Below are 19813 nucleotides of genomic sequence, written 5' to 3' on the forward strand. Positions count from 1 at the left end.
GAACGTGCGCCGCCGCTTCATGGTGAGGGCATCCGTGCCCGTGGACGTGCGAGGGCAGGATGGGGACCATCGTGGGCGGCGAGAGGCGAGCGGGAAGGCGGGGCCGACGGGCGCGAGGGGCGGCTGCCCTGGTCGTCGCAGGCATCGTGTGCTCGATGGGGACGGCGTGGCCCGCCTCGCCGCTCGCCGCCGGGCGGGCCTCCGCCGTGGCGGTGGTGGACAACGCCGACACCGTGCGCATGGCGTGGGTGGGGACGCCCGACGCGCGGCCGGCCGACTCCGGGCTGCTCACGCTCCAGGCCGCACTCAACGCCGCCGCCGCGGGGCAGACGGTCTCCTTCGATCCGGAGGACTACGTCTTCGCCAACCGGCTCACCGTTCCCCGCGAGGTGACCCTGGCGACGTCGGGTCCTTCGGTCCTCTTCGCCCGGTTCACCGTGACCGGTGGCGGGCTGAGCGCCGCGGACGGCAACGTCAGCCTCGGGGTGTCGGCGACGGGCGCGGTGGTGACCGTGAACACCGCCGGGGCCACGCTGCGACGCCTCAAGGTCGTCAACCCCAACGCCGTCGCGCGCCCCACCGGCATCCAGCTCGCCGCCGCGGCGACGGGCGTGGTCATCGACCGCTTCACGATGGACGGCGGCGACCAGGCTTCGTCCTTCGGCATCAATCTGACGACCGGGTCCGCCCGCGTCGCGAACGCCGCGATCAGCGGTGTGGCGACCGGCGTCGGCGTCACCGGCACGTCGACCGCCGGCGGAATCGCCGTGGAGGGCGGTTCGATCCAGGCCTCCCTGACCGGTATCGGGCTCGGCGCGACCACCACTCCCACCGTCGCCGACGTCACCGTGAGCGGTCCCGGCAACGCGGGCACGGGTATCGATCTGGCGAACTCCAGCGGCGCCCACGTCAATTCGCCGTCCGTGAGCGACTTCGCCCGCGGCATCGGGACCACCAATACGAGCACGGCGGCGGGACCGGACATCACCGACGCGGTCGTCACCCGCGTCGGCCGCGAAGGCATCTCCCTGGGCTCGACCGACGGCGCACACGTCACGACCCCGCAGATCACCGGAACCGACACCGCCACCTCGGCCGGGATCCAGCTCTACAAGGCCACCGCGGCCGTCCTCGACCGGGTCCGCATCTCGCACTTCAGCTCCGGCGTCGTCACCAACTTCGCCGACACCGGAGCCGGACCGAAGATCGTCAGTCCGCAGATCTCCGAGGTGTCGACCGCCGGCATCAGCCTGGGATCGACGCAGGGCACACGCATCACCGACCCCACGATCAGCGGCGACGGCACCGCGTCCAGCAGCGGCATCGGCCTCGTGAACTCCGGGAAGACGAGCGTCACGGGCGGCACCATCACCGGATTCGACACCGGTATCTCCACACAGAGCTCCATGGACGGCACCTCCCGGCGTGACGACTACTCGCTCACCGACCTGCGGATCACCGGCACTCCGACCGGCTCCACCGGAATCTCCCTGCTCGGCGCGGTCAACGCCACCATCTCCGACGTCCACGCCGACGTGACCGGCGGCGGCGTCGTCCTGCACAACGCCGCGGACGTCGACGTGCGCAGACTGACCGTCACCGGCCACGACGGGCCCACGCCCACCTCGGGCGCCGCGATCCTCAAGGCGTACGAGACACGGAACGTCTCCGTCGACACGTCCTCGATCCAGGACGGGTCGTACGGCTTCTACCTCCGCGACACCGACGGCATGAAGATCACCAACACGCAGGTCGCGAACATCTCGGAGTACGGCATCCACGGCCGCAGCGTCACGAACCTCGACGTGGGCGCGTCACGCTTCGCCGACATGGGGGCCGTCGGCATGCTGAGCGCCCTGGACGCGGCCACCGGCGTGAGCGAGGACATCGACATCCACGACTCCGTCATGAGCGGGAACGGCGGCGGCCTGCGCCTGAACTCCGGCACACGCGACGTCCGCTTCACCAGGAACACGGTCTCCGGGCAACCGTCCACGGTCGTCGCCGCACCCGCTCACGACGTCACCGTCGCGGACAACACCGTCACCCAGGACGGAGCCGGGGGACAGGCCGCCGTCATGGCCACCCCGCTCTACGAGGACGCGGCCCGCCCGGGCTCGTACTCCTCGTCCGGCATCACGGTGCGCGACAACATTTTCCGCGGCGAGGGCACCTTCGTCCAGGCCGGCTCCGCCGACCCGTCGACGCCCGACGCGCAACGCCGCGCCCTGCGCGACGCCGTCCTGGTCACCGGCAACACCTTCCCCGCCGGCTCCACCGCCGTCCGGAACTTCCCCAACGCGCTCACCGGCGACGACGCCCCGGCCGCCCGCTCCCGTGCCCGTGCCGCGGCCGACCCCGTCGCGGTGGACGCCCGCGACTACGACAACCCCAACGACTGGGGATCGGCGTGCCGGGCGACCGGCTATCTCGACGACGGCCTTGTCTACGACGGCGGGGGCGCGGCGGTCCGTGAGCTGACCTCGGCGCGGGCCCTCTACCCGACCGACTGCATCGAACTCTCCCTGGCGGAAGACCTCGATTCCGGGCCCGACGCCACCTTCCGCACCGGTGACCTCGTGACCTGGACCCTGACGCCGCGCAACAGCGGTCTGCGAGCGGCTCCCGCGGGCTGGAGCGTCACCCAGCTCCTGCCGGACGGCGTCGAACTCGTCTCCCTCAGCGGCAAGGGCTACACCGTCGACGACCGCACAGCCACCGCCACCGACGCCCTCGCCACCGGCACCGAAGGACCGGCGCTCAAGGTCACCGTGCGCATCACCGCCGAGGCGGACAAGGACGTCACGATGAAGAACGTCGCCTACGTGGCCCCGCTGGCCCCCGAAAACTCCACCGACCTCGACGGTGACGGTTACGCGGACGTCATCAAGGAGTACCGCAGCCCCCTGGTCGTCCCGACCCTCGCCACCGACACCGACGAGTCCGCGACCGACAACGACACCCAGGGGCGGTGGACCGTCACCGCCGACAGCACCCCGCCGAGTCCGACGCCCAGCCCCACTCCCACCCCCACACCCACGGCCTCAGGCACTCCGGTCCCCGTTCCTTCTCCTACGGGTCATGGCTCCGGCTCCGGGTCCCTGGCGGACACGGGGTTCGACCGGTACACACAGGCGCTGACCGCCGCCGCGCTCCTGCTTGTCGCGGCCGGGGCCACGGTGTGGGGCATCGTGAGACGCCGCCGCGCCTGACATGCGCCCCTCAGAGGAGGGGCTTAGCTTCTACCCATGGGTGACATAGGGCTGTTTGGGGGCGTTCGGCACCGAACTCGGCGCCTGGAGGATTCCGCCGTTGACCGCAGTTGGCGGCTCGGTGACATCAGCCCCGCGTGACCTCGTCCGTTCCGTACGTCAGGAGCCTCTCGTGGAGTACCCCACCCCCGACACCGTGCGTGCCACCGCCGCCGACGGCTGGATCTGGGGCTTCGCGCTCCTGCAGAACTACCGCACCCTGTATCCGCAGGCCGTCGACTCCGACGACCCCCGCTACACGGGCGGGTTCGGCCGCTTCCGGCACTACCCGCATCCCTTCACCCCCGACAACACCGACATCGTCACGCCCAACAACGACACCCCGTACTCCTGGGGCTGGCTCGATCTGCGCGCCGAACCATGGGTGGTGTCCGTGCCCGCCATGGGCGACCGCTACTATGTGCTCCCCTTCCACGACCTCGACACGGCCTACGCCGGATTCGTCGGCGCCCGCACCACCGGACAGGACGCCGGTGACTACCTGATCGCCGGACCCGACTGGGACGGCACCACACCGGACGGGATCAGCGGTGTGCTGCAAGCGGCGACCCAGTTCGTCGGGATTCTCGGGCGCACCTACCTCGCCGGGCCCGACGACGTAAGCACGCTGAAGGGGATCCAGGAGCAGTACGTGCTGCGGCCGCTGTCCGAGTTCACCCGCACCGCCGCGCCCGAGCCCGCCGCCGAACCGGCCTGGCCGATCTGGCGCGAGGACTGCATGGACTCCGCCGAGTTCTTCGCCGTACTCGACTTCCTGCTGCCCTTCTTCCCCGTCCGCGACGACATCCGCGAGCTGCGCGAACGCCTCGCCGCGCTCGGTGTCGACGGCACCGGCACCTTCGAGCCAGGCGCGCTCCCCGACGAGGTAAGGGCCGCGATCGAACAGGGCATCGCCGAGGGGCGCGGGCGCCTGGACGAGGCCAACCGGACCGCGGTGAAGTCCGTCGGCCTCTTCGGCACCCGCGAGCAGCTCGGCACCGACTTCCTCACCCGCGCGGTCGGCGTCGACAAGGGCATCTACGGGCTGCCCGCCGAGGAGGCGTGGTACGGCGGCTGGGCCGTCGACAGCGAAGGCAACCGGCCGCCGGACGCCTCCGGCCGCGACTACACGATCCACTTCCCGGCCGACGCACTGCCGCCCGCCCGCTTCTTCTGGTCGGCGACCATGTACCGCCTCCCGGAGCGCCTGCTCGTCGCCAACCCCATCGACCGCTACTCCATCGGCGACCGCACCCCCGGCCTCCATTACGACGCCGAGGGCGGCCTGACCCTGTACGTACAGAAGGACCGGCCCGCCGACCCCGCACAGGCCGCCAACTGGCTGCCCGCGCCGGACGGCCCCTTCTCCGTCATCATCCGGATGTACGGGCCCGACCCGGCTGTCCTCGACGGCAGTTGGGCCCTGCCCCCGTTGACGGTCCAGAGCTGAGGCGGCGGCCATGGGCGACGCCATCGGACAGATGCTGGCCTCCGCGGTCGGCATCGCCATCAGCCCGCTGCCGCTGATCGCGGTCGTGCTGATGCTGGCCACACCGCGCGGCAAAGCGAACGGCACCGCGTTCACGCTCGGGTGGATGGTCACCCTCGGCGTGATCACGACCGTCGTCGTGGCGGCCGGGTCGGGCGCGGGCGCGGACGACGGCGGCTCCCCCGCCACCTGGACGTACTGGCTGAAGCTGGCCCTCGGTGTGCTGTTCCTGCTGCTGGGCGTCAAGCAGTGGAAGGACCGGCCGAGAGAAGGGCAGGAGCATCAGCTGCCAGGCTGGATGAAGGCGATCGACACGTTCACGCCCGGCAAGGCGGCCGGACTCGCCGCGTTGCTGTCCGGCGCCAACCCGAAGAACCTCGTCCTCGCCATCGGCGGCGCCGCCTCCATCGCGAGCAGTTCGGCGAGCGGCGGCGGGAAGGTGGTCGCCGGGATTCTGTTCGTGGTGATCGGATCGCTGTGCGTGCTGCTGCCGCTCCTCGTGTACGTCTTCGGCGGCGCCAAGTCGTCTCGGGTGCTCGGCAGTTGGAAATCCTGGATGGGTGAGCACAACTCGGCGATCATGACGGTGGTCCTGGTCGTGCTGGGCGCCAAGTACGTCGGTGACGCGATCAGCGGTCTCGCTTCGTGACACGTAAGCGGTCACTTCGGCTGCCGCGGCTGGGCAAGCCGCGGCCCTCCGACGTTTCCGCCGGGCTCGTCACCGGACTGTTCTCCATCCCCGAAGGCATGGCGTACGCGGCGATCGGCGGCTTCAACCCGGTCGCCGGTATCTACGCGGGCGTCGTCCCGACCGTCCTCGGCGCGCTCTTCTCGCGCACCGTCCTGATGGTCACCACCCTCACCTCGGCGCTCGCGCTGACCTCGCAGAGCGCGATCAAGGAGGCCGGCCTCGACGCGAAGGACACGGGCAACATCGCCACCCTCGCCGTCCTGGCCGGGGCCGTCATGCTGCTCATGGGCGTGCTGCGGCTCGGCGTCGTCATGTCGTTCGTGTCGAACGCCGTGATGACCGGTTTCTCCACCGGCATCGCCCTCCAGATCATCACCGGTTCGCTGAAGGACGCCACCGGCTACAAGCCGGGCCCGCACAACAAACTGGCCCAACTCGCCGACTGGCTCTGGCACATCGGCCACTGGCAGCTCGCCGCCACCCTCACCGCACTCGTCACCGTCGCCGCCTGGGCACTGCTCCGGCTCGTCAAACGCCTGGAGACGGTGGCCACCCTCATCGCGCTGCTCGCCGTCAGCATCGGGGTCGCCGTCCTGGGCACGCACGTCGACCTGGCCCGCGACATCGGCAACATTCCGGCGGCGCTGCCCTCCTTCACCGCCCCCGACCTGTCCGTCGTCGGCGCGCTGCTGCCCGGAGCGTTCGCCGTCGCCCTCGTCGGCCTCGCCCAGGCCGCCTCCATCGGCCCGACCGTCCCCAACCCCGACGGCACCAAGTCCTCCGTCAACGGCGACTTCGTCGCGCAAGGGCTCGGCAACCTCGGCGGCGGGCTCTTCGGCGCGCTGCCCACCGGCGGCTCCATGTCCCGCACCGGCGTCGCGGTCGGCGCTGGCGCCCGCACCCGCTGGACCGGCATCTTCGCCGGACTGTGGCTCGCCCTCCTGGTCCTCACCCTCGGCTCCCTCGCCGAACGCATCCCGATGCCCGTCATCGGAGCCCTCATCATCGTCATCGGCTGCGAACTGATCCTGGGCCGTCTGCCCGACATCCGCCTGGTCCTGCGCACGTCACCACTCTCGGCGGCGGCGATGGTGGTCACCTTCCTGGCCACCACCCAACTCCCGCTCCAGCAGGCCATCGTCATCGGCGCGGTGCTGTCCCTGCTCCTGTACTGCGTGCAGGCCACCCGTCAGAGCGGCCTGCACGCCCTGGAACCGACCGGCCCGGACAACGGTGTCTGGCGGGTGGCCCCCGTACCCGCCCGCGTCGAACCCGGCACCGTCACCGTCCTCCACTACGGCGGCACGTCCCTGTTCGCCGAGGCCCCACGCATCGACCAACAGTGGCCCGACACCAGCCACGCCCAAGGCGCCGCGATCGTCCTGAGCCTGCGCGGCGTCCCCGACGTCCCGTCCTCCGCCGTCCTGAAACTCTTCCGCCGCTACGCCCGCGACCTCCACACCCACGGCGGCCGCCTCTACCTGGCCGGCGTCGAACCCGGCCTCCTGGACGTCCTGCACCGCACCGGCCTGGCGGACGAACTCGGACACGACGCGATCGTCCCCGCCGAGCCCGAACTCTTCGGCGCCGGGCGCGAAGCCGTCGCCCGAGCCCGCCGCTGGAGCGCGGAGAAGACGCACGAGGCGGACGGCGCGTGAACCCCAGCAGGGCTGGTGCAGGCTTGGGCCGCAGAGTCCGCTACGCGGCTCGATCGTCCAGTTGGTGCGGCCGGACTTCCCGACTATCGTGCAGCCAGCTCGGCTCACCTACCAAAGAAGCTCAACCGAACGTGACGGTTGTTGTTATCAACGTTGGTATCCACCAAACACACCGACTGCCACGTCCCCAGCTCCAACCCACCGTCCACCACCGGCAACGTCGCATGCGGCGGCACGATCGCCGGGAGGACGTGGTCGCGGCCGTGGCCCGGGGAGCCGTGGCTGTGCTGCCAGCGGTCGTCCGCGGGGAGGAGGGTGTGGAGGGCGGCGAGGAGGTCGTCGTCGCTGCCAGCGCCCGTTTCGATGATGGCGATGCCTGCCGTGGCGTGCGGGACGAAGAGGTTGAGGAGGCCGTCGCGGCCTTGGGCGACTTCGCGCAGGAAGGACTCGCAGTCGCGGGTGAGGTCGGCGATGCGCTCGGTGGAGCCTGTGGTGAGGTTCAGGACTCGGGTCGTGAAGACGTCTGACATAGGGACATTGTCGCTCGGATCAACCGCGGAGCGCCTGCTCGGACGACCGGCTGCCGGTACGCGTGGTCCACACGCTGAGACGATATTGACCGTACGTCGACAGCTGGATACGTTCTGCCGCATGTTGCGTTCAGCCATGCTCACCACGCGCGGTCACATCGACCTGCTGCGGGTGGCCTCTGCCGCGTGTCGTCCCGGCTGCTGACGCCTTCTCTCGCTTCTTCTGCGCTTTTCACTCTTCTGCGCTCACCCCTTTCTCGTTGCCGCTTCGGTGTTCGTCCGTGACGGCGCGCCGCTGACGCGCGCCCGCTGACGCCGAGGCGCGCCCTCGCCTGCCATGGAGTGCCATGAGCATCAGTCATGCTCCGCCCGTTTCGCCTGCCCCGGACCGGTCATCGTCCGAGTCCCCCTCTGCGGCGCCACCCGAGCTCGTTCCTCTCGTCCCCTCCTCCACCCGCCGCACCCGCGTCCCCCGTTGGCTGCGCCGCACCAGTGGGCCGCTGCTACTCCTCATACTGTGGCAAGTCCTCACGTCTGTAGGGGTGTTGACGCCCGAGGTGCTGGCGTCGCCGGGCACCATCGCGCGTGTCGGTGCGGATCTGGTGTCCGACGGGTCGTTGCCCGCGGCCATGGGTGTCTCGCTGCAACGTGTCGCCGTCGGGCTGCTGTGTGGTGTCGTCGTCGGGACCGGGCTCGCGCTGCTGTCAGGGCTTTTCCGGGTCGGCGAGGATCTCGTCGACGCGAGTGTGCAGATGCTGCGGACCGTGCCGTTCGTCGGGCTGATTCCGCTGTTCATCATCTGGTTCGGGATCGGTGAGGCGCCGAAGGTCGCCATCATCACCCTTGGTGTGTCCTTCCCGCTGTACCTGAATGTGTACGCCGGGATTCGTGGTGTCGACTCCCAACTCATCGAGGCCGGGGAGTCGTTGGGGCTGAGCCGGTGGGGGCTCGTACGTCATGTCGTGCTGCCGGGCGCGCTGCCCGGCGCCATGACCGGGCTGCGGTACTCGCTCGGCATCGCCTGGCTGGCACTCGTCTTCGCCGAGCAGATCAACGCCGACGCCGGCATCGGGTTCCTCATGGTGCAGGCGCGGGACTTCCTGCGCACCGACGTCATCGTCGTCTGCCTGATCGTCTACGCGTTCCTCGGCCTGCTCGCCGACTTCGTCGTCCGTTCCCTCGAAAGGCTGCTGCTGCAATGGCGACCGACGTTCACCGGCCGGTGACCCCTTCCCCCGAGACCACCGTCGGCGCCGGTTCCGCCGTGCGCGTCGAAGGTCTCTCCCGTTCCTTTGACGGGCGTGCTGTTATCGACAACCTTCAACTCGATGTGCAGTCAGGGGAGTTCGTTGCCCTGCTCGGACGCAGTGGGTGCGGCAAGTCGACGCTGCTGCGCATCCTCGCCGGGCTCGACCGCGACATCGAAGGCACCGTGCTCGTACCCCGACGCAAGGCCGTCGCGTTCCAGGCGCCGCGGCTCATGCCGTGGAAGCGGGTGTGGCGCAACGTACTGCTCGGCCTGCCGGGAAAGTCCGAACGCGGCGTCGCCGAGCGGGCGTTGGACGAGGTGGGGCTCGGGCATCGTACGGACGCCTGGCCCAAGACGCTCTCCGGTGGCGAGGCCCAGCGTGCCTCGCTCGCCCGTGCCCTCGTGCGCGAGCCCGATCTGCTGCTGCTCGACGAGCCGTTCGGCGCGCTCGATGCGCTGACCCGGATCAAGGCTCAGCGACTGGTCGGCGAGTTGTGGCAACGGCGGGGCTGCGCCGTGCTGTTGGTGACCCACGATGTCGAGGAAGCGGTGCTGCTCGCCGACCGGGTGCTGGTCATGGACGACGGTGTCATCGCCCACGAGACCCGAATCGATCTGGAGCGGCCGCGCGATCTCACCGACCCGCGCTTCGCCGAACTGCGCGCCGAGCTGCTGAATCGGCTGGGTGTGGACGAGTCCTCCCACTGATCCCCTCCCATTGGTCCCCTCTCCCTGACCCCGTCCCCCTGACCTCATCTCCGCGCACCTTCTCGCGTTCCCCCTCATCGTCCCCCTATTTTTGAACGGACTTGTCATGCGACGCCCTCTCATAGCCGGCGCCCTCGTCACTCCCCTCGCCCTCCTGCTCGCCGCCTGCTCCGGTGCCACCACCGCCAGCACCTCCACCGGCAGCGGTGGCAGTGGTGGCGGCGTCGACGGGAAGGGGTCGCTCACCCTCAACGTCGGTGACCAGAAGGGTGGTTCGGAGGCGGTCCTGAGGGCCGCCGGGGAACTGGACGACCTGGACTACAAGATTCGCTGGTCCACCTTCACCTCGGGGCCGCCGCTCCTCGAAGCCATCAACGCCAAGGCCGTGGACATCGGCGGCGTCGGCAACACACCACCCGTCTTCGCGGCCGGTGCCGACTCAAAGATCAAGGTGGTGTCCGCCAGTCACGGGACCGCCAAGGGGGACACGATCCTTGTCCCGAAGGGCTCGAAGCTGAAGAGTCCTGCGGGGCTCAAGGGCAAGTCGATCGCCGTGGCCCAGGGGTCCTCCGCGCACTATCAGCTCGTCGCCTCGCTCAAGAAGGTCGGGCTCACGCTGAAGGACGTGGAGGTCAAGTACCTTCAACCGGCCGACGCGCTGGCCGCGTTCACCGCGGGCAAGGTCGACGCGTGGGCCGTCTGGGACCCGTACACCTCGCAGGCATTGCGCGCGAAGCTCGGTCGCGTGCTCACCGACGGCGACGGTGTCACCAACGGGCTCGCCTTCCAGGTCGCCTCCCCCATCGCCCTCGCCGACAAGAAGAAGTCCGCCGCCATCAAGGACTATCTCGACCGGCTGCGGCGTGCCCAGAACTGGGTCTACAAGCACCCGCAGGCGTGGGCGAAGGTGTGGGCCAAGGACACCGGGCTGCCGTACGGGGCGGCGTACGACGCCGTGAAGCGTACGAACGGCACGCGTGTCACGGTCGCCGTCGACAAGAACGTGATCGCCTCGGAGCAGCAAATCGCCGACACCTTCACGAAGTTGAAGCTCATTCCGCGCAAGGTCGACTTCTCGAAGTACGTCGACACGCGCTTCAACGACAAGCTTCCGCCCTCCACCACCGCCCCGCGCACCTACGGCAAGGAGTCCTGAAGCCATGAACGTTCATCTGCACTGGTTCCTGCCGACCGGCGGCGACGGGCGCACCCTCGTCGACCGGCACGCCTTCAGTGGTGGCGCCCTCGAACGTTCGCCGGGCGGGCCGATCTCCGGAGTGCGCGCGCCCGACCTCGACTATCTCGTTCAAATCGCCAAGGCGGCAGAGCAGTTGGGCTTCGAGGCCGTGCTCACTCCGACCGGGACGTGGTGCGAGGACGCGTGGCTGACGACGGTCGCGCTGGCCCAGCACACCGAGCGTCTGAAGTTCCTGGTGGCGTTCCGGCCCGGCGTGATCTCGCCGACGCTCGCCGCTCAGATGGCGTCGACGTATCAACGCCTCACGAACGGGCGGCTCTTGCTCAACGTCGTCACCGGTGGTGACTCGGCCGAGCAGCGGCGCTTCGGCGACCACCTCGACCACGATCAGCGCTATGCCCGCACCGACGAGTTCCTTTCGGTCGTACGTGGTGTGTGGGGCGGCAGCTCGCAGGAGCCGTTCGACTTCGCCGGGGAGCACTATCGGGTCGACGGCGGCTACACGGCGCTTCCGCCGGAACCGCGGCCGGAGATCTTCTTCGGCGGCTCTTCGGCCGCCGCGGGGCCCGTCGCGGCGCGGCACTCCGATGTGTATCTGACGTGGGGCGAGCCGCCGCAGCAGGTGAAGGAGAAGATCGACTGGATCCGTTCGCTCGCCGAGCGCGAGGGGCGCACCGTGCGGTTCGGGATCCGGCTGCACTCGATCTCGCGCGACTCGGCGCGGGACGCGTGGGCCACGGCGGACCGGCTGCTCGACGACCTCTCCCCCGAGACCGTCGCCGCCGCGCAGGCCGCGCTCGGGCGCAGTGAGTCGGTCGGGCAGCAGCGGATGCTGGCGCTGCACGGCGGTGACCGGGAGAGCTTGGAGATCTCTCCCAATCTGTGGGCCGGGGTCGGTCTCGTGCGCGGTGGCGCAGGGACGGCGCTCGTCGGCAGCCACGCCGATGTCGCCGACCGGATCGAGGAGTACCACGCGCTCGGCATCGAGCACTTCGTGCTGTCCGGGTATCCGCATCTGGAGGAGGCGTACTGGTTCGGGGAGGGTGTCATTCCCGAACTGGCCGCACGCGGGCTCGTGGAGCCGGTCGCGCGCCGGTCAGGTGCGCCGTTGGCGGTCGCGGGCGGGCGCTGACGGTCGAGGGTGGGCGCTGAACCCACTTGGGGCGGCTGGTGCGGGAAGATCTCGCACCCCCATGGAGTTAGTAGAAACGTGAACGACATTGGGGTACGAGACGCCGCCTCCGCCGATGGTCCGCGCCGAGTCGACGTCGTCGTCATCGGCGCCGGCCAGGCAGGGCTTTCCGCCGCCTATCACCTGCGCCGCGTGGGCTTCGAGCCCGAGCGGGACTTCGTCGTCCTCGATCACGCGCCCCGCCCGGGCGGCGCCTGGCAGTTCCGGTGGCCCTCGCTCACCTACGGCAAGGTGCACGGCATGCACGCGCTGCCCGGCATGGAGCTGACCGGCGCCGACCCCGCGCGGCCGTCCTCGGAGGTCATCTCCGGGTACTTCACCTCGTACGAGGAAGCCTTCGACCTGCGCGTACGGCGCCCGGTCGACGTGCGGGCGGTGCGAGAGGAAAGCGAGGGCCGCGAGGGGGACGAGGGGCGCGAGGGTCCCGAGGCGGAGGACAAGCGGCTGCTCGTCGAGACCTCGGACGGGGTGTGGTCGACGCGCGCCCTGATCAATGCGACCGGCACCTGGGACCGGCCGTTCTGGCCGCGCTATCCGGGGCAGGAGACCTTCCGCGGGCGGCAGTTGCACACCGCGCAGTACCGGGGGCCCGAGGAGTTCGCAGGTCAGCGCGTCGTGGTGGTGGGCGGCGGGGCCTCCGGGACGCAGCACCTGATGGAGATCGCGCCGGGCGCCGCCTCGACGACCTGGGTGACCCGCCGGCCGCCCGTCTTCCGCGAGGGCCCCTTCGGCGAGGAGGCGGGGCGGGCCGCCGTGGCGATGGTCGAGGAACGGGTACGTCAGGGGCTCGCGCCGCTGAGTGTGGTGTCGGTGACCGGGCTTCCGGTGAACGACGCGATCCGCGCGGCCCGCGCGAACGGTGTCCTCGACCGGCACCCCATGTTCGACCGGATCACGCCGACCGGCGTGGCCTGGGACGACGGGCACGAGGTGGCTGCCGATGTGATCCTCTGGGCCACCGGGTTCCGTGCCTCCATCGAGCATCTGGCGCCGCTGAAGCTGCGCGAAGCGGGTGGCGGGATCCGGATGGAGGGCACGCACGCGGCCCTCGACCCCCGCGTCCATCTGGTCGGCTACGGCCCTTCGGCGAGCACGATCGGTGCGAACCGCGCAGGGCGGTCCGCGGTCCGGGACATCCAGCGGCTGCTGGGACGGAGGACATCGGTCGCGGTGTGAGGCGACGCGAGCCGGCGCCTCCTCCCTGCCGGTCAAGCGCCCGGGCGCCAAGGCACTCCGACCTCCAAGCCCCCGGGGCACCCCGGTACCCCGAAACCCAACACCCCGGCACCCCGGCACCCCGGCACCCCGAAGGACCTCGTCAACCGTCGTTCTTGGCCTTCGCCTGGTTCTGGTTGAACTCCGCCACGTTCTTCTCCTGCTCGCCCAGATCCGCGGTGAAGCGCGTGTCCCCCGGCTTGACCGTCACGAAGTACAGCCAGTCCCCCGACGCCGGACTGGTCGCCGCCTCCATCGCCTGCTCCCCCGGATTACCGATCGGGGTGGGCGGCAGCCCCTTGCGCGCGTAGGTGTTGTACGGGTTGTTGATCTTCGTGTCGTCGTGGGTGGTGTCCAACGTGGAGCGGCCGAGGGCGTAGTTGATGGTGGAGTCCATCTGCAACGGCATGCCGTGATCGAGCCGGTTGTATATGACGCGGGCGACCCTGCCCATGTCCTCCTTGTTGTCCGCCTCGGCCTGCACGATGCTCGCGATGATGACGCGCTGGTACGGGTTGACGGCGTTGCGCTCGGCGCCCGCGGTCGTGCTGCTGCCGCTGCCGGCGCCGAACCTCTTGTTCGCCGTGTCGACCATGTACGAAAGGACCGACTGCGGGGTCGACTTGTCGTTCAAGGGATACGTCGCCGGGAAGAGGTAGCCCTCGGCGTTGCCACCCGCGTCGCCCGGAAGCTTGAGGTGCGCCTTGGGCGCGGCCTTCTTCGTGGTGCCGGCCGGGACGTCGAGCGCCTTGTCGACGGCCTCGTACACCTGGCCCGAACGCCAGCCCTCCGGAATGGTCAGAACCCGGTTCGACTCGTCCCCGCCCGACAGGGCCAGCGGCACCACGACGGCGGCTGTCACCACGACGGCCCCGGTCACCGTCATGGCGACGCGTCCTCGGCGCGTGAGTCGCGTCGTGTTCCGTCGCGGAGTCTCGGTCTGCATGCCGGAACGGTAACCCGTGCCTCAGAGCATCCCTGACATATCTCTGCCCTCCTTGACTCCCTCACGGACTCTCTCCCCGCTGTTCGCGCCGATGTCATGGCGGCCCGGGCACAACCCCCGTCACGCCGCCGTTTCCACGCGCGCGTCCCGCCGCACGAGCGCCGCGTAGCGGCCCTCCCGGTCGAGCAGTTCCTCGTGCGTGCCGCGCTCGGCTATTCGACCGGACTCCAGGACCACGATCTGCTCGGCGCCGCGGACCGTGGACAGGCGGTGCGCGATCGTGAGCGTCGTGCGGTTGGCCGAGAGCGCGTCGATGGCTTCCTGTACGGCGTGCTCGGTGCGGGTGTCGAGCGCGCTGGTCGCCTCGTCGAGGATGAGCACCGGCGGGTCCCGCAGAATCGTGCGGGCGATGGCCAGGCGCTGCTTCTCGCCTCCGGAGAAACGGTGACCGCGCTCGCCGACCACGGTGTCGTAGCCGTCCGGCAGGGCGGCGATGTGCTCGTGGATCTGGGCCGCGCGGGCCGCCGCGTACAGCTCCTCGTCGGTGGCGTCGGGCTTGGCGAACCGCAGGTTCTCTGCCACTGAGGCGTGGAACAGGTACGTCTCCTGGGAGACCACGCCGATCGCGCGCGCGAGGGTGTCGAAGTCCAGGTCGCGGACGTCGACCCCGTCGAGGGTGACGCGGCCGCCCGTGACGTCGTAGAGCCGCGGCACCAGATAGCTGAGCGTGGACTTGCCGGAGCCGGTGGGGCCGACCACGGCGAGGCTGCCGCCCGCGGGGACGGTGAGGTCGATGCCGTCGAGGATCGGGCGCTGCCGCTCGTCGGCAGCATCGTCGGTGGCATAGCGGAACTCGACGTTCTCGAAGCGGACCTCGCCCTTAACCGTGTCCAGGTGGACCGGGTCCTCACGCTCGGTGATGTCGACCGGCAGGTCCAGGTACTCGAAGATGCGCTGGAACAGGGCGAGCGAGGTCTGGATCTGGACGCCGGTCTGCAGCAGGCTCACGGTCGGCCGGAACAGGCCCTGCTGAAGCGAGACGAACGCGACGAGCGTGCCAATGGAGACGGTGGGGCCGCCGAAGTGGAGGGCGATGCCGGCCGCCCAGTAGATGACCGCGGGCATGGCGGCCATGACGATGCTGATGACGGCCATCCGCCAGCGCCCCGCCATGTTCGACCTGACCTCCAGGTCGACCAGTTCGTCCGACTCGTCGGCGAAGGACTTCGTGAGGGAGTCGGCGCGGCCCATGGTGCGGCCGAGAAGGATGCCGCTGACGGAGAGCGACTCGGTGACCGTGGCGGCCATCGCGGCCATCTGCTTCTGGCGCTGTGTGGCGATCTTCTTGCGCTCGCGGCCGACCCGGCGGCTGATCCACACGAAGATCGGCAGCAGGAGCAGGGAGACGATCGTCAGGCGCCAGTCGAGGGCGATCATCGCGATGACCGTGGCGACGACACTCGTCAGGTTCGAGACGAGGGAGGTCGCGGTGGAGGTCACGGTCGCCTGCATGCCGCCGATGTCGTTGGCGATGCGGGACTGGACCTCGCCGGTACGGGTCTTGGTGAAGAAGGCGAGGGACATGCTCTGCAGCCGACCGTAGACGGCGGTGCGCAGATCGTGCATGACGCGCTGGCCGACCGTCGTCGAGATCAGAGTCTGCAGGACGCCGAAGACGCTCGTCACGACGGCACTGACGATCATTCCGAGGGCGAGCAGGCTGAGCAGCCCGGTGCGACCCTGCGGGATGGCGACGTCGAGGATCTCCTTGAGCAGGAACGGCGTCGCGACCGTGACCAGCGAGGCGGCGGCGACGAGCAGCCCGACGAGGGCGAGCCGGGCACGGTAGGGGCGGAACAGGGACAGGATGCGGCGGATCTGGCGCGGCTGCCCCGGTGCGTTGGCATCGGGGGGCGGCGTCCAGCGGATTTCGTCGCGGGGCATGAGCCTCCTAGGCGTAGAGGGAGCTCGGCACGCGCCACGCACCGGGTACCGGCGGGGCAGCAGTCGAGCTCGACTCGAGGAGCATAATGCATTGTTACCTCTATTCACAATGCACAAGGTCCTGCTAATGTTCCCGGCATGAAGACACCGGACGCCGACGGTTTCCTCGCCGAGCAGCTGCTGCGGCTGACCCGCCGCCTGCAGCGGATACAGCGCCGCCAGCTGGAGCCGGTCGGGATCACCCCCGCGCAGTCCCGGCTGCTGCGCACGCTGGTGCACTACGAGACGCCGCCGCGCATGGCCGACCTGGCGGAGCGCCTCGAGGTGGTTCCGCGCGCCGTGACGACGACGGTGGACGGCCTGGAGGCGGCCGATCTGGTGCGCCGCGCGCCGGATCCCACGAACCGCCGGGTCATCCGCATCGAGCTCACCGACAAGGGCCGGGCCGCCCTGCGGGAGCTGCGCAGCGCGCGCCGCGCGGCGGCAGAGGAGATCCTGGCACCGTTGGACAAAGAGCAGCGCGCGCAGCTGACGGTCTTGCTGAACGCACTGTTCGAGCCCCCGCGCACACCGGAGTGCTGACCGCGCCGGCGTACTGACAGTGCCGGAATCCGGAGTGCTGACAACGCGGGAGTCCGGAGCGCTGACAACGCCGGAGTACTGACAGCGATCGAGGAGAGGCCATGCCGCTGCTGGAGCCGAAGCCGGAAGCCCTGCGTCCCGGAGCCCGTCCGGCGGGTCCTGCGCCCGACCGGGTCGCGGACCGGCAGGCCGGTGGCACGCCCGAGCCCTTGCGCTCGGAGCTGACGCGGCTGCTCGGCGCGGACAAGGTGCTCACCAAGATCTCGGACCTGGTGCGCTACGCGTCGGACGCCAGCCCGTACCGCTTCGTGCCGCAGGTCGTGGTGGTCGCCGAGGACATCGACGACGTGTCGGCGGTGCTCTCCTACGCGCACGGCAAGGGCCGCGAGGTCGTCTTCCGCGCGGCGGGCACGTCGCTGAACGGGCAGGCGCAGGGCGAGGACATCCTCGTCGACGTCCGCAAGTTCTGGGCGGGCATCGAGGTGCTCGGCGACGGTTCGCGCGCGCGGATCGGCCCCGGCACCACGATCGTGCGGGCGAACGCCACGCTCGCGCGGCACGGGCGCGTGCTCGGCCCCGACCCGGCGAGCGCGATCGCCTGCACGGTGGGCGGCGTGGTGGCGAACAACGCGTCGGGGATGACGGCGGGCACGACCCGGAACTCGTACCGGATGGTCTCCTCCCTCACCTTCGTGCTGCCGTCCGGCACGGTCGTCGACACGGGCGACCCGCGCGCGGACGAGGACCTGGCGCACGCCGAACCGGCGCTCTGCGAGGCCCTGTTGGCGATCAAGCGGGAGATCGAGGACGACGCCGAGCTCACTCGCAGGATCCGCGCCAAGTACGAGATCAAGAACACGAACGGCTACCGGCTGGACGCCTTCCTGGACGGCGAGACCCCGGTGCAGATCATGCGCGGACTGATGGTGGGTTCGGAGGGCACCTTCGGGTTCATCTCCGAAGTCGTCTTCGACACCCTTCCGTTGGACCGGAAGGTGTCGACGGCGCTGCTGTTCTTCCCCTCCCTGCCGGCGGCCGCGGCGGCGGTGCCGGTGTTCAACGAGGCGGGCGCCCTGGCCGTGGAACTGATGGACGGCAATACGCTGCGCGCCTCGGTCAGCGTGCAGGGCGTGCCGCAGGACTGGGCCGAGCTGCCCAAGGAGACGACGGCGCTGCTTGTTGAGTTCCGCGCCCCGGACGAGAAGACCCAGGCCGCCTACGAGAAGGCTGCCGCGAAGGCGCTTGAAGGTCTCGAACTCGTCGCGCCCGTCGCTTCGGTGACCAATGAGTTCACGCGCGACGCGAAGACCATCGCGGGCTACTGGAAGGCGCGCAAGGCGTTCGTGACGGCGGTCGGCGGCTCCCGCCCTTCGGGCACCACGCTCATCACGGAGGACTTCGCGGTGCCGCCCTCCCGGCTCGCGGAGGCGTGCGAGGCGCTGCTCGAACTGCAGACGCGGCACGGCTTCGACGCGGCGGTGGCGGGGCACGCGGCGCACGGCAACCTGCACTTCCTGCTGGCGTTCGACGCGGCGAAGCCGGAGGACGTGGAGCGGTACGCGGCGTTCATGGACGAGTTCTGCCGCCTCACGGTCGACCGGTTCGACGGCTCCCTGAAGGCGGAGCACGCGACGGGCCGCAATATCGCCCCCTTCCTGGAGCTCGAATGGGGCGCCAAGGCCACGGAGTTGATGTGGCGCACGAAGCAGGTGATCGACCCGGACGGGGTGCTCGCGCCGCGCATCGTGCTGGACCGGGACCCGAAGGCGCATCTGCGGGGCCTCAAGACGATCCCCAAGGTGGAGCTGATCGCCGACCCGTGCATCGAGTGCGGCTTCTGCGAACCCACGTGCCCCAGTGAGGACTTGACGACCACGCCGCGCCAGCGGATCGTGCTGCGCCGCGAGATGATGCGCCAGCCATCCGGTTCGCCGGTCGAGGACGAGCTGATCGACGCCTACGGGTACGACGCCGTGGACACCTGCGCCGGCGACTCCACATGCAAGCTGGCCTGCCCCGTCGGCATCGACACGGGGGCGTTCATGAAGGGCTTCCGGCACGCCCGTCACTCGCCGCGCGAGGAGCGGACGGCCGCGCTCGTCGCGAAGAACTTCAAGGCCGTGGAGGCCTCGGCCCGGCTCGCCGTGGCAGCGGCCGACAAGATCGGTGACCGTCTCCTGACCGCCGTAACGGGCGCCGCGCGCAAGGCGGTTCGGCCGGACCTGGTGCCGGAATGGCTGCCGGAGGTACCTGCCGCGGCGGCCCGGAAGCTACCGCGTACCGCGCGCGTGGGGGCCACGGCCGTCTACTACCCGGCGTGCGTGAACCGCATCTTCGGCACCCCCGGCGACGTATCGCTGCCTCAGGCCGTTGTCGCGGTCTCCGCGCGCGCGGGCAAGCCGGTGTGGATCCCGAACGATGTGGCCGGGACGTGCTGCGCCACGATCTGGCACTCCAAGGGCTACGACGAGGGCAACACGGTGATGGCGAACCGGATCGTCGAGGCGGCCTGGGCCTGGACCGGGGGCGGCAGGCTTCCCCTCGTGGTGGACGCCTCCTCGTGCACGCTGGGCATCGCGCACGAGGTGGTGCCGTATCTCACCGACGACAACCGGAAGTTGCACGCGGAACTGACCATCGTGGACTCCCTCGTATGGGCCGCTGAGGAGCTGCTGCCGCGGCTCACCATCGAGCGCACGATCGGCTCTGCCGTGCTGCACCCGACGTGCTCCATGGAACACCTGGGCGACGTGGGCCAGTTGAGAGCCCTGGCCGAGGCCTGCGCCGACGAGGTGGTGCTGCCGGACGACGCGGGTTGCTGCGGCTTCGCGGGCGACCGCGGCATGCTCCACAAGGAGCTGACCGAGTCCGCCACGGCCAAGGAGGCCGCGGAGGTCACGTCCCGCGCGTACGACGCCCATCTGTCGGCCAACCGGATGTGCGAGGTCGGCATGGACCATGCGACGGGCCGCTCGTACTACTCCGTACTGGTCGAGCTGGAGCGGGCGACGCGGCGCGGCACGGCCCACGCGTGAGCGTGCGCGAGGGCGCGTCACATGAGTCCAAAAGCCCGATGACATAAGTCCAACCACCCGTCCGATTCGACCTCTTGCGCCCCTGCTCTCACTCCCAGCAGGGTGGCTTGCGCTTGCCCCGGCAC

General features: G+C 70.2%; 14 protein-coding genes. 11 read left to right on the top strand and 3 right to left on the bottom strand.

Annotated elements, in window-relative coordinates; genetic code table 11:
- The first annotated feature begins 155 nt into the window (after positions 1-155).
- From ACYSUO_RS09370 to ACYSUO_RS09385, 4 genes are all read left to right on the top strand, one after another.
- Positions 156-3212: a right-handed parallel beta-helix repeat-containing protein gene (locus ACYSUO_RS09370; protein ID WP_461775592.1), complete on the top strand. Its 3057-nt coding sequence runs from the start codon at positions 156-158 to the stop codon at positions 3210-3212.
- Positions 3213-3384: 172 nt separating this feature from the next.
- Complete coding sequence (locus ACYSUO_RS09375; RefSeq protein ID WP_461775593.1) at positions 3385-4701, top strand: DUF1254 domain-containing protein; 1317 nt, start codon at positions 3385-3387, stop codon at positions 4699-4701.
- 10 nt (positions 4702-4711) lie between these two features.
- Positions 4712-5389, top strand: coding sequence for a GAP family protein (locus ACYSUO_RS09380; protein WP_461775594.1), 678 nt, complete (start codon positions 4712-4714; stop codon positions 5387-5389).
- Positions 5386-7089: a SulP family inorganic anion transporter gene (locus ACYSUO_RS09385; RefSeq protein ID WP_461775595.1), complete on the top strand. Its 1704-nt coding sequence runs from the start codon at positions 5386-5388 to the stop codon at positions 7087-7089. The genes ACYSUO_RS09380 and ACYSUO_RS09385 overlap by 4 nt, the downstream gene beginning before the upstream one ends.
- Positions 7090-7193: 104 nt before the next feature.
- On the opposite strand, the gene ACYSUO_RS09390 is transcribed toward ACYSUO_RS09385, so the two are convergent.
- Positions 7194-7619 (bottom strand): YjbQ family protein, encoded by a 426-nt coding sequence (locus ACYSUO_RS09390; RefSeq protein WP_461775596.1) that lies wholly within the window; start codon positions 7617-7619, stop codon positions 7194-7196.
- Between the two features lie 347 nt (positions 7620-7966).
- Here ACYSUO_RS09390 and ACYSUO_RS09395 point away from each other — a divergent pair, with 347 nt between their 5' ends.
- The 5 genes from ACYSUO_RS09395 to ACYSUO_RS09415 all read left to right on the top strand — a co-directional run bounded on the left by ACYSUO_RS09395 (position 7967) and on the right by ACYSUO_RS09415 (position 13142).
- Positions 7967-8845, top strand: coding sequence for an ABC transporter permease (locus ACYSUO_RS09395; RefSeq protein WP_461775597.1), 879 nt, complete (start codon positions 7967-7969; stop codon positions 8843-8845).
- Positions 8818-9576, top strand: a complete 759-nt coding sequence (locus ACYSUO_RS09400) for an ABC transporter ATP-binding protein (protein WP_461775598.1) — start codon at positions 8818-8820, stop codon at positions 9574-9576. Before ACYSUO_RS09395 ends, ACYSUO_RS09400 begins: the two co-directional genes overlap by 28 nt.
- A 106-nt stretch (positions 9577-9682) precedes the next feature.
- Positions 9683-10732 carry an ABC transporter substrate-binding protein gene (locus ACYSUO_RS09405; protein WP_461775599.1) on the top strand — a complete coding sequence of 350 codons (1050 nt, stop codon included), beginning with the start codon at positions 9683-9685 and terminating at the stop codon, positions 10730-10732.
- 4 nt (positions 10733-10736) lie between these two features.
- On the top strand, positions 10737-11906 hold the full coding sequence (locus ACYSUO_RS09410; protein ID WP_461775600.1) for an LLM class flavin-dependent oxidoreductase: 1170 nt from the start codon (positions 10737-10739) through the stop codon (positions 11904-11906).
- Positions 11907-11984: 78 nt separating this feature from the next.
- Positions 11985-13142: an NAD(P)-binding domain-containing protein gene (locus ACYSUO_RS09415; RefSeq protein ID WP_461775601.1), complete on the top strand. Its 1158-nt coding sequence runs from the start codon at positions 11985-11987 to the stop codon at positions 13140-13142.
- A 142-nt stretch (positions 13143-13284) separates the two neighbouring features.
- Here the strand turns inward: ACYSUO_RS09415 and mltG are convergent, their stop codons facing one another.
- Together mltG and ACYSUO_RS09425 are read right to left on the bottom strand one after the other, a co-directional pair.
- Complete coding sequence (gene mltG / locus ACYSUO_RS09420; protein WP_461775602.1) at positions 13285-14127, bottom strand: endolytic transglycosylase MltG; 843 nt, start codon at positions 14125-14127, stop codon at positions 13285-13287.
- 120 nt (positions 14128-14247) lie between these two features.
- Entirely contained in the window at positions 14248-16071 is a 1824-nt protein-coding gene (locus ACYSUO_RS09425; RefSeq protein ID WP_461775603.1) for an ABC transporter ATP-binding protein, read from the bottom strand.
- Between the two features lie 138 nt (positions 16072-16209).
- Between ACYSUO_RS09425 and ACYSUO_RS09430 the strand changes: the two genes are divergently transcribed.
- Together ACYSUO_RS09430 and ACYSUO_RS09435 are read left to right on the top strand one after the other, a co-directional pair.
- Positions 16210-16653 (top strand): MarR family winged helix-turn-helix transcriptional regulator, encoded by a 444-nt coding sequence (locus ACYSUO_RS09430; protein WP_327664558.1) that lies wholly within the window; start codon positions 16210-16212, stop codon positions 16651-16653.
- 101 nt (positions 16654-16754) lie between these two features.
- Positions 16755-19688, top strand: coding sequence for an FAD-binding and (Fe-S)-binding domain-containing protein (locus ACYSUO_RS09435; protein ID WP_461775604.1), 2934 nt, complete (start codon positions 16755-16757; stop codon positions 19686-19688).
- The last annotated feature ends 125 nt before the right edge of the window (positions 19689-19813 follow it).

The sequence above is a fragment of the Streptomyces sp. UC4497 genome (assembly GCF_054871485.1).